This window comes from Gordonia sp. i37 (genome assembly GCF_002043085.1).
Classification (GTDB): Bacteria; Actinomycetota; Actinomycetes; order Mycobacteriales; family Mycobacteriaceae; genus Gordonia; species Gordonia polyisoprenivorans.
Genome location: NZ_MVPX01000219.1, coordinates 1 through 14,880 on the forward strand (window position 1 = coordinate 1; position 14,880 = coordinate 14,880).

Sequence of the window (14,880 nt, forward strand, 5' to 3'; positions counted from 1 at the left end):
CCCCCGCCGCCACCGAGGGCGGTGGCGGCAGGTGTGACTCGTTGAGATCGCAGCGGATCACGAGCGGCCCGACCACCGCACGGCGGTTGCCGCGGCGAAATCGCCGGCGTGAGCGAAGGCCGCCATCATGATCACATCCGAGTCGCGCAGGCGTCCGCTGTCGATCAGTGCGTCGAGTGTCATCGGGATGCCCACGGCGAACAGGTTGCCGCACTCCTCGAAGGTGTCGGGATGCCGCTCGGCCGGAAGTTCCAGTGCCTCACGCCAATTGCGTAAGAAGATGCGGTTGGGTTGGTTGGTGATCAACCAGTCGAGATCGCGGGGTCGGATGTCGATGGCCGTGGCGGCATCGATCGCCACCTCGGGGACGAGCCGATTGCCGCGGGTCAGCACCTTGGCGATCTTGGACTCGGTGAAGCCGACGTGGATCTGCCCGGGTCCCGATTCCCAGTACTTGCGGGCCGGCTCGGACACCGCGGTCATGTCCGCCGAATACTCACCGTGCGAGCGGCACAGCGTGGTCAGCACCGGATTGGCGCCGTCGCCGAGCACCAGGGTCGCGACCGCCGCGCCGTCGCCGGGGATGGCGGCCTGCGCCTTGGTGCGTACCTGCTCTTGTGTGAAGATCTGTCCGGCACTGTTCTGGGCCAGGGCGAGCAGTGCCGTGCCCCCGCCGCGGGCACGCAGCAGCGCTCCGCCGACCTCGATCATGTGCAGGAAGGCGGCGCACCCACCGTTGTGCACATCGAGGACCGTGGTGGGGCGCAGACCCAGACGGTGGACCAGTTCACCCGCGCATCCGCGCACCGGGACCTCCGGCAGTTGGCTGTGGGTCACCACGATGTCGACGTCGTCGAGATGGCCGGGGCCGTGACGCGCGATGAGTCGTTGCGCCGCGGCCACCATCATGTCGGCGTTGGACTCGTCGGCGTCGGCATGATGGCGGTGGGCGGGTGCCCGGAACATGACGTTGTCGGCGAGGTCGTCGTCGAGTGCGAACTGCGCGAAGTAAGCTGCCGGTACCCGATTCTCGGGGCGGTATGTCGCGACGTCGCCCAGGTACAGGTCGGTCGGCTCGGCATGTGCGGTCATCGTCTCATCCATTCGGGGGTCAGCGGCAGGCCGGTGCGATGGCGGCGTTCGGCGATGGCGGTGAGATTGTCGAGTTCGACCTGATGGCCCGCGGCGAACATGTCCCACAGATCGCCGACCCACTCCTCACGACCGGGCGGGACGGTGTCGGGGAAGGGATTGCGGTCGTAGAACGGATGGCGGCAATTGGTCCACAGCACGACTGATCCCGGCCGGTTCAGCACGAGGTGGGCGTCGACGACCCGCATCAGATAGATCATCCAGAGGTGATCGGGTTGGTCCCAGGCACAGTGGTAGTCGACGGTCATCGCTCCCGGGTCGGCGACGGTGCGGACATAGATGGCGGTGTCGGTATTGAGCCGGTCGGTACCCACCCACAGCCCGACGGTCTCGGTCCGGCGCAGATCCCTTGTGCTGTAGGTCCATTCCTCCAGAGATCGGGTGTCGGAAAGCCAATCGAACAGTTCTCGCGGCGGTGCGTCGACGTATCCGTGCACGGTGCAGAACTCGCCGTAGATCTGATCGTGCGGATACACCGACCGCACCCGGTCGACGAGCATCGGGGTGCTCTGCGCACGCGAATGCGTCTCGACCCGGATGACGCCGGGCAGCGGTTCGGCGGGATCGAGATCGGAGAGAGCGCCCGTGGTATCGGTGGTCATCGAACTCCTCTGCGTAGGGGGTGAAACGGCGGGATCTCGTCGGGATCGGTGTCGACGACGAGGCAGGCTGGGCCGGGCCGCGTGAGCACGTCACGGGTGGCCGCGTCGAGGTCGCGAGGATCGGTGACCCGCCGGACCGGCAGGTCGGGAAACATCGCCGCGAGCCCGGCCGCGATATCGGTGGGACCGAAGGTGTTGAGCCCCGGCGTATCCGGGAAGAAGATCCGTTCCCGGGTGACGCACATGCCATGCGCATTGTTGTTCGCGACGACCAAGGTCATCGGTGCCCGGTGTTCGATCGCGGTGTGGATCTCCATGCCGTGCATCAGGAACGATCCGTCGCCGGCGATGACGACTGTGCGTGTAGCGCTCCGGACATCGTCGGCGCCGGCGATCGCCACCCCGACGCCCGCCGCGATCGCATGACCCATGCCGCCCATACCGAGGGCGATCGCGAATCGCCCACGCCCGAACGGAAGATGGTGCACCGCAGCCGCTCCGATGTTTCCGGCATCGGCGAAGACGACTGCGTCATCGGGCAGCTGCCTACCGACGGCGTCGATGACCGCGCTCATCCGCGGCAACGCAGAGCCGGGGTCGAGGTCGGGGAGGAGCTCCACGGCCCGCCGATCGAATCGAGTGTCGTCCGGACCGCGCCGGGTACCGATTCGACGGCGTAGCTGCTCGACGAGGTCGGACACGGCGTCGGCGAGGTGCCCGCACGGAATGTGCTCGGTGCCGGGAAGTCTCGGGGCGTGGGCGCCGAGGTGGATAACCGTGCGGGCGGCGAGGAACTCGTCGAGGCCGGCACGGTCGGTCAGGGTCATCCGGCAACCGAGCACCAGGCAGGTGCGCGCGTCGGCGATCGCACGCGACGCGGACGGATGACCCATCACCCCGGTCACGCCGGCGCATCCGGGTCCCGCGACGTCGCGCCCGCCCGGGGCGACGACCACCGAGGCGCCCAGCAGGTCGGCGAGCGCGTGGACCGGAGCCGACAGCCCGGCACGCGAGGCCTCGTCACCGACCCAGATGCAGACCCGACCGCGATCGGCCACCAGGCGATCGATCGTCGCGGTGAGGTCGGGAACGGCCGGCGGCTCCACCGGTCGACGCGATGGTGGGTCATGGTCGGAGTGGTGCTCGGCGGCAATGTCTTTCGGAATCACGATCACCGCGGGCGACGATCGCTGCAGCGTCTGCATGGCCTCGTCGAGGACTGTATCGATCTCGGTGGCCGACCGCACGACGCCGACACTTCCGGCGACCCCGGACAACGTGGCACGCAGATCGATGGTGTCCGGGGGATCGAGCATGTCCTGGAAAGCGCCGCATCCGACGGTTGCGGTGGCCGGCGCGCCGATCACGGTGAGGACGGGCACCCGGCTGTCGTACGACTCGGCCAGCGCCGCAACCACATTGAGTGCGCCGCCACCGGAGGTGGTGAACACTGCGGCGGGACGCGCGAAGATCCGGGCGACGCCATCGGCCATGGCCGCCGCGGCGAACTCGTGTTTGGCGATCACCGGCCGGGTCCGGCCGGCGTGGACGGCCGCGTCGAAGAGCTCCTCGATGTTCGCTCCGTGCACGCCGAAGATCGAGGTGATCCCTTCGGCGTGCAGGCGCTCGACGATGTGGTCGGCGACCCTGCGGTCCCGACATCGACTGGTCATAGGTGTCAGCGGGTGCTCAGGAAACGGTCCATGGTGCGCTCGGCGAGTGCGGTGATGGTCAATGACGGGTTGACCAATCCCACCGCGCCCGGGGCGAACGAGCCGTCGACGACGTAGAGGTTGTCATACCCGCGGACTCGGCCCTCGGCGTCGGCAGCCTGCCCGACGACGACCCCGCCGAGCCCGTGGAACGTTGCGCCGGAACCGAATCCGGAGAGCCGGTCGTAGATCGGGATGCCGTTGGCCGGGTGGCCGAATCGCGTCTCGGTCCGCTGATGGAAGTGCTGGGCGAAGGCGATCGCGCGGCGGTCCAGGACGCTGGAACCTTCGGGGTACGGGTAGTTCAGCTGCGTCGCGCCGGTGGCGTGGTCGTAGTCGATGGTGCCGCGCTCGTCGGTGTGCACCTGGATCAGGTGTGTGGTCGCCAACGAGCCCGCGGGTGCGGGGAAGGGGCTGGCCTGATAGATCATCGTGGCCGGTCCACCGGGCAGCCGGTCCTCACGGATGCGGGCATAGCCCGGACCGCCCTGGATCGGCCCGTGCTGGTCACGGAGCGCGGTGCGCACGATGAGGAAGTCGCCGTTGCCGCCGAAGCCGTTGCCGATCTTCGGCGACAGCCGGGGGAGCGTGCCCTGTGCGCGGGCCCGGACCAACAATGACGTGGTGTGGTAGGAGCCCGCGGCCATGAATAGATGGTCGGCTTCGGCGGTGACGACGCGGACCGTACGCCGCGCGTCGTCGATCAGCCGGGCCCGCACGATATAGCCGAGCCGCCGTGAGCGTTCCCGGATCTCGAAGACCTCGTGCATGGGTTTGATCGTCACGAATCCGGTCCGCTCGGCGGCGGGTAGGTAGTTGTGATCGACGGAGTTCTTGGCGCCGCTGTTGACGCCGTAGGACAGGTCACCGATCGAGACGCCGGGCTTGGCGCGTCCGGCGAGTTCGGCACGCACCCGATCCCAGTCGATGGCGTACTCCACGAATTGCGGTGCGATTCCGTAGCGTTCGAGGATTGTCAACCAGGAACGCGCGCCCACGTAGTTGGGGTGGGCGAGGATGTCGTCGGGCAGGCCCGAGGTGTTCAGCATCTTCCGGGCCCGCGGGTAGTACTCGGCGGCGAGCTCGTCGTAGCCCGTGCCACCGGGGAACACGGTCTCGAAATCTGCCTTGTCGGGCTGGAGGGTGAACGCGCCGAACACCAGGGAACCGCCGCCGACGCCCGCGCCGTGCACCGACTCGATGCCGTTGCCGCGGATGGTGTCGAGAACGCCGGGATAACGCTGGGTGGGTACCCGACCGACGCTCGAGATCCCGGCGGTGTCGTCGAACCACGCGGCACGGCGGTCGGGTCGGTCGAAGGTCGCGAAGGTGTTGCCGTCGGGGCGGATCGGCCAGCGGCGCCCCCGCTCGAACACCGTGGTCGTGATCCCGGCCTCGCCCAGTCGAAGTGCGGCCACCGCACCGCCGAAGCCGCTTCCGATGACGATCGCGGTGGCGCCGGGAGCCGGTGCTACCGGCGCGGCCGATGCCGGTGTCCCCGACGGGGAACCGAGTACGGCGGGCCCGAGTACGGCGGCACCGAGCGCGCCGGCCCCGGCACCGCGCAGCACGGAACGTCGGCTGATCGCAACCGAAGAAGAATCTGAACGCATCCTGTGAAGATAGCCAGAAAATTAGGCCAGGCAAACCTTTGCTGACCGAGGGTGATCTACTTCACAGCGATTCGCTCACTGGGCCCGCGGGGGCGCCCCGCGACACGCGGACCGACTCCTCGACGAGGTCGAGTACATCGTGGAGATCATCGGTGGGCTGACCGGTCGCCAGCCGGGTGATGAGCCCGTCCAGCACGAGGTCGAGATACTTCACCAAGACCTCCGCGGGCACATCGTCACGAAGGCGGCCGGAGGCGCGCCCGCGTTCGAGTCGGGCGAGCGTGGCCTTCTCCACATCCGCCGAATGCGACATCCAGGCATCACGAAAGCTCTTGTCCGTCCGCAACTTTCGTGCGATCTCCAGACGCGTGCCGAGCCAGTTGAAATCCTGGGGACGGGCCAGCACATCGCGCATCACCTGCACGAGGCCCTGTTCGGCTGCCACGTCGGCCATGCGCTCGGCGTCCTCGGACGCCAGTGCCAGGAACAGGGCTTCCTTGTCACGGAAATGATGGAAGATCGCGCCGCGGGACAGCCCCGTCGATTCCTCGATGCGTTTGACGGTGGCACCGTCGTATCCGTACTCGGCGAAACAATGCCGCGCGCCGTCGAGAATCTCCCGACGACGCGCGGCAAGTCGGTCATCGCTGACCTTGGGCACTTGAGTTGCTCCTCGTTCTCGAGCGGGTGCCTCAGCCCTTGATCATGTTCCGCAGCACGTACTGCAGGATGCCTCCGTTGCGGTAATAGTCGGCCTCACCGGGGGTATCGATGCGCACCTTGGCGTCGAACTCGATCGCCGAGCCGTCCTCCTTGGTGGCCGTGACGTGCACGGTCTCCGGGGTGTCACCGGAGTTCAGTGCCTCGATGCCGGTGATGTCGAACGTCTCGGTGCCGTCGAGCCCGAGTGACTTGTGCGACTCGCCCTCGGGGAACTGCAGCGGGATGACACCCATGCCGATCAGATTCGAGCGGTGGATGCGCTCGAAGCTCTCGGTGATGACGGCCTTGACGCCCAACAGGCGGGTGCCCTTCGCGGCCCAGTCACGCGAGCTGCCGGTGCCGTACTCCTTGCCACCGAGGACCACCAGCGGGGTGCCCTGCGCCGCGTAATTCTGTGCGGCGTCGTAGATGAACGACTGCGGTCCGCCCTCCTGTGTGAAGTCGCGGGTGTAGCCGCCGGTGACGTCCACGAGCTGGTTGGCCAGGCGGATGTTGCCGAAGGTCGAGCGGATCATGACCTCGTGGTTGCCACGACGGGCGCCCAGCGAGTTGTAGTCCTTGCGTGCGACCCCGTGCTCGTCGAGGTACTGCGCGGCCGGCGTGCCCGGCTTGATGGTCGAGGCGGGGGAGATGTGGTCGGTGGTGACCGAATCACCCAGCTTGGCCAGCACACGAGCGCCCTTGATGTCGGCGACGGGCTCCGGCTCGGGGGTCATGCCCTCGAAGTAGGGGGGCTTGCGCACATAGGTCGACTCGTCGTCCCATTCGAAGGTCTTGCCGTCCGGGGTCGGCAGGTTCTGCCAGCGCTCGTCACCCTTGAACACGTCGGCGTAGTCCTCGGCGTACTGCTCGGCCGAGATGGAGCTCGCGATGGTCTCGGCGATCTCCTCGTTGGTCGGCCAGATGTCGGCGAGGAAGACGTCGTTTCCGTCCTGGTCCTGGCCCAGCGGATCGGACTCGAAATCGAAGTCCATCGTCCCGGCCAGCGCATAGGCGATGACCAGCGGCGGCGACGCCAGGTAGTTCATCTTGACGTCGGGGTTGATGCGGCCCTCGAAATTGCGGTTGCCCGAGAGCACCGCGGTCGCCGTGAGGTCGTGGTCGTTGATCGCCTTGGAGATCTCCTCGGGCAGCGGGCCCGAGTTGCCGATGCAGGTGGTGCAGCCGTAGCCGACGAGGAAGAAGCCGAGCTTCTCCAGGTAGGGCCACAGGCCGGCCTTGTCGTAGTACCCGGTCACGACCTGCGAGCCGGGTGCCATCGAGGTCTTGACCCACGGCTTGGAGGTCAGACCCTTGTCCACGGCCTTCTTCGCGAGCAGACCCGCGCCGAGCATCACCGACGGGTTGGAGGTGTTGGTGCAACTGGTGATCGAGGCGATCGTGACGATGCCGTGGTCGAGGATCATGGTTCCGCGCTCGGCCGACTCCACCGTCACCGGCTTCGACGGACGTCCCTCGGCGCCCTTGGAGGCGTTGTGGGCGGGCTCGTCGGAGAACGACAGCTTGGCCGCGTCCGGGGAGGTCGACGGCGAATCCGAGGCGGGGAAGCTCTCCTCGTTGGCCTCGTCGACACCGTTGAGCTGTGGGGTGTTGCCCTCTTCGACGTAGTTGTGGATGTCCTTGCGGAAGGCGTTCTTGGCGTCCCACAGCTCGATACGGTCCTGCGGGCGCTTGGGACCCGCGATCGACGGGACGACGGTCGACAGGTCGAGCTCCATGTACTCCGAGTACTGGGCCTCCGGCGCGTCCTTCTCCAGCCACATGCCCTGTTCCTTGGCGTACGCCTCGACGAGGGCGAGTGTCTCGGCGGACCGGCCGGTGAGCTTGAGGTAGTTGATGGTCTCACCGTCGATCGGGAAAATCGCGCAGGTCGAACCGAATTCCGGGCTCATGTTGCCGATGGTGGCGCGGTTGGCCAGCGGCACCTCGGCGACGCCGTTGCCGTAGAACTCCACGAACTTGCCGACCACGCCGTGCTTGCGCAGCATGTCGGTGATGGTCAGCACCACGTCGGTGGCGGTCACCCCGGGCTTGGCGGCACCGGTGAGTTTGAATCCGACGACCCGGGGGATAAGCATCGAGACCGGCTGGCCGAGCATCGCGGCCTCGGCCTCGATGCCGCCGACGCCCCAGCCGAGGACGCCGAGGCCGTTCTCCATGGTGGTGTGTGAGTCGGTGCCGATGCAGGTGTCGGGGTAGGCGACCCCGTCGCGCACCATGACCGACCGGGCGAGGTGCTCGATGTTGACCTGGTGCACGATGCCGGTGCCCGGCGGCACGACGCGGAAGTCGTCGAATGCGCCCTGACCCCAGCGGAGGAACTTGTAACGCTCCTCGTTGCGCTGGTATTCGATCTCGACGTTGCGCTCGAAGGCCTGGGCGTTGCCGAACGCCTCGATGATGACCGAGTGGTCGATGACCATCTCGGCCGGTGCGAGCGGGTTGACCTTGTCCGGGTCGCCGCCGAGTTCCTTGACGGCGTCACGCATGGTGGCCAGGTCGACCACGCACGGCACGCCGGTGAAGTCCTGCATGATCACACGGGCCGGGGTGAACTGGATCTCGATGCTCGGCTCGGCCGAGGGATCCCAGTTCGCGATCGCGTTGATGTGCTCGGTGGTGATGTTCGCGCCGTCCTCGGTGCGCAGCAGGTTCTCGGCGAGGACCTTGAGAGCGTAGGGAAGCTTGTCGGTGCCCTCGACCGCGCTGAGCCGGTAGATCTCGTAGGAGTTGTCGCCCACCTCGAGGGTGCCGCGCGCGCCGAACGAATTGATACTCACGTGTAATCCACTCTCCTCTGGCCGGCGGGCTGCGCCGGCGTGTGCGTGACGTCCCGGGCGACGGTCTCCGGGACGGCTGCGTACTTCATCGGCGAACTGACCGGCTCGTCGACTCTGACCATCCACCCGACGGGCTGCGTCGGGGTCGTGCTCGATGCTTCATCCAGCGACGTTTCATCCAGCGACCGCGGGGTTTCCGCGGTGACGTAATCCAGTCTAACAGTACGGGCGTACTGCTAACAAGGACCGTCCACCGGCGCGTGCGACGCGGACCCCCAGATGCTCACGACTTCCTCATTCTGTCGTACCGTTCTGATCGGGGTTCGGTGAGCATCCACCGACGACCGCACATTTAATGATCGCGAAACGTGGTGGCCACCGAGACCGGTGCGCACCATCCTGCTCGAGGAAGCGGAGACGATGAATCCTGGTCCGGCCACCGACGGCGCCCAGATACTCGCCGCACCCGGCACGACCGTTCTCGCGGCGCCCGCCTCCTCCTACGACACCCAAGGTGTCACCGCCACCACCGCCCCCGGTGGCGTCGACCTGACCGCGATCGCCGCCGACCTCCGTGACGATCACGTCTACAGCGAGGACCCCGCGCAGATCGGCGCCCTCAAACAGGTCGTGGCGCATGCCCAGGCCGACGGGCACGACATCAATCTGGTGGTGCTCAAGCAGCAGATGCCCACGTTCACGATGTATCGCGACATCGCCACCGAACTGCAACAACACGTCGGCGGGACGGTGCTGGTCTTCGGTCCCAATTCGGTGGGCAGTGCGTCGCCGGAGTTCAGCCGGGTCAACCTCGAGGACGCCACCGACAATCTGACGCTGTCGAATCCTCCGCAGGCCGCACAGCAAATGGTGGACGCGATCACCAAACCCGGGGTCGACTGGACGCTGGTCACGATCGTGCTGATCGCCGTCGTCGTCATCGGGGCGATCGTCGGCCGCATCCGGAGTCTGCGGCGTCGGGACCGCGGCGCGCAGACATCCCCAGCAGATCTCAGTCACGGCGCCGGTGAGGAGTCCGCGACGGACGAGAAATCCCCCTCCGGAGCTGTCGCGTCCGGCTCGGGGAACGACTCCTAGGACGGCCTCCGGGGTCCTGCACACGGTGGCCGAGCTGCACGCGGCGGGTCTTCGGCGCCGTCCTCGGGGATGGTCTCGGTGTCACCCGAAGGGTTGACGCTTCGGCAGCGGCGTCCGTTGCCAATTCGATACCAACCCAACCTGTCGGACTTTGAGCAGTTCACAGCATCGGCGCAGGTAATCACGTCTTTGTAATTCGTTGCACCCGTTTTCTCCTGTGGCAAATGTGACGTACGGTTCCAATGTCACGTGTGGTGTACATGTCCATCAATGCGCCATATGTGATGCGTGTTGCATCGTCGGCGTCGTGCGCCGCGCGGGGTTGCAGACGCTGTTCGTGCCACGGATGACCACATCCGCTGACAGACGGCGAGGGAGTGCCAGTGAGGCGAGGGACCACAGGAGTGGGCCGCAGGGCGGCGCGCCGATGGGCGTCGTTGGCGACGTCGCTCGTCGCGGCGACCGTCGGGCTGGTTGCCGTGATGGGTCCGGCGGCGGCCGCACCGACCACCTCGCGCGCCCCGAGCTCGCCGGTATCGGCGCTGATCAATCAGATCGCCCAGGTCAACCAGAATCTCAGCGACCTCGACAACGCGGTCGCCGCCCGGCAGGAGGCGGCCAACCACGCCGTCGTCGACTATCAGAACGCGGTCGCCGCGCAGCGTCTCGCCGCCGTGGCCGCCGACGACGCCCAACAATCACTGGGTCGTGCAACCCGGGCCACCGAGGCCGCCCAACGCGAGTTCGACCAGTTCGTCCGCTCGGTCTATCGGACCGGCGGGAACGAGGGCACGCTGACCGAGTACCTCTCGTCGTCGGACCCGCAGAAGGTGCTCGACCGCGTCACCGTCATCAATCAGCTCGGCCGCGACCAACAGCAGACCATCCGGCGCTTGCAGGTGGCGCGTAATCAGCAGGCCAACCAGGTGGCGGCGCTGCAGGCGACGAAGCGCCAGACCGCCTACGCGGCGCAAAGCGCCCAGACCCGCCGCGACGATGCCGTCGCCGCGGTGTCGGCGGCCCGCGGCGCGATCGCCGACCAACAGCGCAAACGAGCCACCCTGGTCCAACAACGCAACGCGGTCCAGACCCAACTCGACAAACTGCGCGGGACGGCGCGCCCGACGCAGGTCGACGCCCCGGCGCCCGCGGATCTGCTGACCGGGCTGTTCCGCAATCTGCCGGGCCAGGCGCAACCCGGCCCGGTGACCGTCAGCCCCACCCAGGCGGCCGGGGACAACGACGCCATGCAGGTTGCCGCCGAGGCCGCCGCGCGACTGGCCCTCGACGTGACCCAGAAGGTCCTCTCCGGGCTCGTCGGCCAGCAGCAGGTGCCGCATTCGGAACTGCTCGACGAACTCGGACTCGGCGGAGCGGGGCTGGGCAGCGACGGCGGTGACACCCTGAGCTCGCGCCTGGGTTCGGGCAGCCTCGGGCAGCTCTTCGGCAGCTCCGGCGGAGGTGGAGGCGGCGTCGTCCGCCCGGGACTGCGAGGCCCGCAGGCCGTCGAGATCGTCGTGAACCGCGCGTTGTCGCAGCTGAACGTGCCCTATGCGTGGGGCGGTGGTGATGCCAACGGGCCGACCCAGGGCATCCGCGACGGCGGCGTCGCCGACAGCTACGGCGACTACAACAAGATCGGGTTCGACTGCTCGGGTCTGATGGTCTATGCCTTTGCCGGCGTCGGAATCGAGCTGCCGCACTACACCGGCTATCAGTACACCTCGGGGCCGCAGTTCCCGCTGGCGCAGATGCAGCGCGGCGACATGATCTTCTACGGCCCCAACGCCAGTGAGCACGTCGCCCTTTATCTCGGCGACGGAAAGATGGTCGAGGCGCCGCAGTCGGGTGACGTGGTGAAGGTGTCGCCGGTGCGCACCGACGGCGCGATGCCCAACGTCGTCCGTCTCCTCTGACCGGTGGGTCGGCGGGCTCACGCTCGTTCATCCGACCTACCGGCGTCGGCGACGCCCGCGCCCTTCGTGGCATGTTCTCAGTCGGCGCCGCTAGGCTGGCAACGACGCGAGCGGGGGTACGTCCGTCGCCGGATCAGCAACGACAGGAGCAAGGGTTGACCTCACATCCCACAGTCGAGTCGACGGCGCAGGGGGCCGGCGCGGCGGGCTTCGAATTGAGCGACGCCGACGTCAAGCTCGTGGAACGGGCGATTTACGAGGTCAAGCGGGTCATCGTCGGCCAGGATCAGCTCGTCGAACGCATTCTCGTGGGCCTGCTCGCCCGCGGCCACATCCTGCTCGAGGGTGTTCCCGGGGTGGCCAAGACCCTCGCGGTCGAGACCTTCGCCAAGGTGATCGGCGGCAGTTTCTCCCGCGTCCAGTTCACCCCCGACCTCGTCCCGACCGACCTCATCGGCACACGGATCTATCGTCAGGGACGCGAGGAGTTCGACACCGAACTCGGCCCCGTGGTCGCGAACTTCCTGCTCGCCGACGAGATCAACCGCGCGCCCGCAAAGGTCCAGTCGGCGCTGCTCGAGGTGATGGCCGAGCGTCATGTCTCGATCGGCGGAACGACCTATCCGATGCCCGATCCGTTCCTGGTGATGGCCACCCAGAACCCGATCGAGAACGAGGGCGTCTACCCCCTGCCCGAGGCGCAGCGCGACCGGTTCCTGTTCAAGGTGCTCGTCGACTACCCGTCGGTGGAGGAAGAACGCGAGATCGTCTATCGGATGGGCAATGTCGCCCCCGAGGCATCGCAGATCCTCGATCCCGCGGCGACCATCCGCCTGCAGCGGACCGCCGCCAACGTCTTCGTGCACCACGCCCTGGTCGACTACGTCGTGCGCGTCATCAACGCCACCCGCCGCCCGGCCGAACTCGGACTGACCGATGCCGCGAGCTGGCTGTCCTACGGCGCCTCGCCGCGCGCGACCCTCGGTATCGTCGCGGCGGCCCGGGCACTGGCGCTCGTGCGCGGGCGCGACTACGTCATCCCACAGGACATCGTCGAGGTCATCCCGGACGTGCTACGGCACCGTCTGGTCCTCAGTTACGACGCGATGGCCGACGAGATCACCGCGGACACGGTGATCACCCGCATTCTGCAGACCGTCGGTCTGCCGCAGGTCGGCGCACAACCGATGGCCGCCCCGTACCCGTCGAACCAGCAGCACCCGTCGAACCAGCAGCCGGGACTCCAGCAGACAGGACCCCAGCAGCCGGCGGGTCTGGATCACCCCACCCCGCCGGCATCGCCGGTCGGTGCGCCGCCGAGCGTCGGTCAGCAGATCACCGCCCAGCCGGGTCAGCACGCACCCAACCAGGCGACCGCGCACTATGGCGGCCAATAGCGATCTGCCGTCGCTCGGGGCGGGACTGCTCGAGGAGCCGCAGCTCACCGCGGCGCTGAAGATGCTCGAGCTCACCGTGCGGCGCAAACTCGACGGAGTGCTGCAGGGCGAGCACCTCGGCCTCATCCCGGGGCCCGGTTCCGAGCCGGGGGAGGCGCGCCCCTACCAGCCCGGCGACGACATCCGCCGCATGGAATGGTCGGTGACCGCACGCACCACGCAGCCGCATGTTCGTCAGATGATCGCCGACCGCGAGCTCGAGACGTGGCTCGTGGTCGACGCGTCGGCGAGCCTCGATTTCGGCACCGTCAACTGCACCAAAAGGGATCTGGCGGTCGCGGCGGCAGCAGCGATCGTTCACCTGACCTCCGGTGGCGGCAATCGGCACGGGGCGATCGTGGTGACCGGTGACCAGGTCGTCCGCGTCCCGGCGCGGGCCGGACGAGTGCACGCCCAACATGTGCTGAAGACGATCGCCACCACCACGCGCGGCGCTCCCGGTGTCCGTGGCGACCTCGACGCCGGTATCGAGGCGCTCCGTCGTCCGCAACGACGCCGCGGTCTGGCCGTGGTGATCAGTGATTTCCTCGGACCGATCACCTGGGAGCGGTCGCTGCGGGCGATTGCCGCCCACCACGAACTCCTCGCCGTGGAGGTGCTCGATCCGCGTGATGTGGAACTGCCGCCGATCGGTGAGGTCCGCCTGGCCGACGCCGAGTCCGGCGAGGTGCGTGAGGTGACCATCACCGACCGCCTCCGCCATGATTTCTCGGTGGCGGCCCAGGCCCACCAGGACAAGGTGCGGCGCACCATCCGCAGTTGCGGCGGTCCGGTGTTGTCGCTGCGCACCGACCGGGACTGGCTCACCGACGTCGTCAAGTTCGTCGGCCGGCGCCGCCGCGGCCTCGCGGCCGGGGTCGGGTGATCACGGAGTGTTCTCCAACCCCTGGTGGCTGTTGCTCGCCCTGCTCGTGGCCGGCGTCGTCGCCTGCTATGTCTACATCCTCCGGGCTCGTCGCAGGCGAACCCTGCAGTTCGCCAACACCGAGGTCCTCGACCGGGTCACCACGCCCGATGGTCGCTGGACACGATGGGCCCGCCACGCCCCGATCGCCCTGCTGATCGTCGCGTTGCTCCTGCTCGTCGTCGCCGCGGCCGGACCGCAGGCCGATCGCAAGGTGCCGCGCAACAAGGCCACCGTCATCCTGGTCATGGACGTCTCGCGATCCATGGAGTCGACCGACGTCGCGCCGACGCGGCTCAAGGCGGCGCAGGCCGCGGCGAAGAAATTCGCCGACGACCTCACCGACGGCATCAACCTGGGCCTGATCTCGTTCGCCGGGACGGCGTCGAATCTCGTCACGCCCACACCGGATCACGGTGCGACCAAATCCGCCGTCGACAAACTGCAACTGGCCGACAAGACGGCCACCGGTGAGGGCATCTTCGCGGCCATCCAGCAGATCCAGACGCTCAACGCCGTCCTCGGCGGTGACTCCGGCGCGCCACCGGCACGCATCGTGTTGCTCTCCGACGGCAAGGAGACGGTGCCCGACGACCCCGACGACCCGCGCGGCGCCTTCACCGCGGCCCGTAAGGCCAAGGAGGAGAACATCCCGGTGTCCACGATCTCCTTCGGTACCGCGACCGGCACCGTGGATCTCGACGGCGATCAGGTACCGGTGCCCGTCGACGACGACACCCTGCGTCAGATCGCCAACCTCTCCGGCGGCCGGTTCTTCACCGCGTCGAGTCTCGACGAGCTCAACAAGGTCTACGAATCGCTGCAGCAGGACATCGGCTACGAGATCCGCAAGGGCGACAACTCGCGACCCTGGATCATCTCCGGCACGATCCTCGCGATCGCCGCGGTCATCGGCTCCCCGG

Annotated in this window: 11 protein-coding genes; 5 read left to right on the forward strand and 6 right to left on the reverse strand. The window is 67.8% G+C overall.

The annotated features are described in order from the left end of the window. Positions 1 to 57 precede the first annotated feature (57 nt). From B1964_RS10070 to B1964_RS10095, 6 genes are all read right to left on the reverse strand, one after another. A complete protein-coding gene (locus tag B1964_RS10070; RefSeq protein WP_079929672.1) occupies positions 58 to 1,092 on the reverse strand; it encodes a 3-oxoacyl-[acyl-carrier-protein] synthase III C-terminal domain-containing protein in 1,035 nt (344 codons plus the stop codon). After that, complete coding sequence (locus B1964_RS10075; RefSeq protein WP_079929665.1) at positions 1,089 to 1,754, reverse strand: SRPBCC family protein; 666 nt, start codon at positions 1,752 to 1,754, stop codon at positions 1,089 to 1,091. Before B1964_RS10075 ends, B1964_RS10070 begins: the two co-directional genes overlap by 4 nt. Beyond that, the gene (locus tag B1964_RS10080; RefSeq protein ID WP_079929666.1) at positions 1,751 to 3,427 is read right to left on the reverse strand and encodes a thiamine pyrophosphate-binding protein; all 1,677 of its coding nucleotides are present in this window, start codon (positions 3,425 to 3,427) and stop codon (positions 1,751 to 1,753) included. Before B1964_RS10080 ends, B1964_RS10075 begins: the two co-directional genes overlap by 4 nt. A 5-nt stretch (positions 3,428 to 3,432) precedes the next feature. Then, positions 3,433 to 5,079 carry a GMC oxidoreductase gene (locus B1964_RS10085; RefSeq protein ID WP_172398801.1) on the reverse strand — a complete coding sequence of 549 codons (1,647 nt, stop codon included), beginning with the start codon at positions 5,077 to 5,079 and terminating at the stop codon, positions 3,433 to 3,435. Between the two features lie 61 nt (positions 5,080 to 5,140). Beyond that, a complete protein-coding gene (locus tag B1964_RS10090; RefSeq protein ID WP_006370094.1) occupies positions 5,141 to 5,740 on the reverse strand; it encodes a TetR/AcrR family transcriptional regulator in 600 nt (199 codons plus the stop codon). A 31-nt stretch (positions 5,741 to 5,771) separates the two neighbouring features. Then, positions 5,772 to 8,582 carry an aconitate hydratase gene (locus tag B1964_RS10095; RefSeq protein ID WP_006370095.1) on the reverse strand — a complete coding sequence of 937 codons (2,811 nt, stop codon included), beginning with the start codon at positions 8,580 to 8,582 and terminating at the stop codon, positions 5,772 to 5,774. 387 nt (positions 8,583 to 8,969) lie between these two features. Here B1964_RS10095 and B1964_RS10100 point away from each other — a divergent pair, with 387 nt between their 5' ends. The 5 genes from B1964_RS10100 to B1964_RS10120 all read left to right on the forward strand — a co-directional run. Beyond that, the gene (locus B1964_RS10100) at positions 8,970 to 9,680 is read left to right on the forward strand and encodes a DUF6676 family protein (RefSeq protein WP_079929668.1); all 711 of its coding nucleotides are present in this window, start codon (positions 8,970 to 8,972) and stop codon (positions 9,678 to 9,680) included. Positions 9,681 to 10,063: 383 nt separating this feature from the next. Further along, complete coding sequence (locus B1964_RS10105) at positions 10,064 to 11,596, forward strand: NlpC/P60 family protein (RefSeq protein ID WP_079929669.1); 1,533 nt, start codon at positions 10,064 to 10,066, stop codon at positions 11,594 to 11,596. Positions 11,597 to 11,751: 155 nt separating this feature from the next. Next, positions 11,752 to 12,993: a MoxR family ATPase gene (locus B1964_RS10110; protein ID WP_079929670.1), complete on the forward strand. Its 1,242-nt coding sequence runs from the start codon at positions 11,752 to 11,754 to the stop codon at positions 12,991 to 12,993. After that, a complete protein-coding gene (locus tag B1964_RS10115; protein WP_006370099.1) occupies positions 12,980 to 13,918 on the forward strand; it encodes a DUF58 domain-containing protein in 939 nt (312 codons plus the stop codon). Before B1964_RS10110 ends, B1964_RS10115 begins: the two co-directional genes overlap by 14 nt. A 7-nt stretch (positions 13,919 to 13,925) precedes the next feature. Then, the coding region (locus B1964_RS10120; RefSeq protein ID WP_079929671.1) for a VWA domain-containing protein at positions 13,926 to 14,880 on the forward strand (955 nt) is incomplete at its 3' end.

Excerpts from the sequence above, each read along its gene's own strand:
- B1964_RS10080 (WP_079929666.1), bottom strand. The coding sequence starts at position 3,427 with ATGACCAGTCGATGTCGGGACCGCAGGGTCGCCGACCACATCGTCGAG.
- B1964_RS10070 (WP_079929672.1), bottom strand. The coding sequence starts at position 1,092 with ATGACCGCACATGCCGAGCCGACCGACCTGTACCTGGGCGACGTCGCG.
- B1964_RS10115 (WP_006370099.1), top strand. The coding sequence starts at position 12,980 with ATGGCGGCCAATAGCGATCTGCCGTCGCTCGGGGCGGGACTGCTCGAG.
- B1964_RS10085 (WP_172398801.1), bottom strand. The coding sequence starts at position 5,079 with ATGCGTTCAGATTCTTCTTCGGTTGCGATCAGCCGACGTTCCGTGCTG.
- B1964_RS10075 (WP_079929665.1), bottom strand. The coding sequence starts at position 1,754 with ATGACCACCGATACCACGGGCGCTCTCTCCGATCTCGATCCCGCCGAA.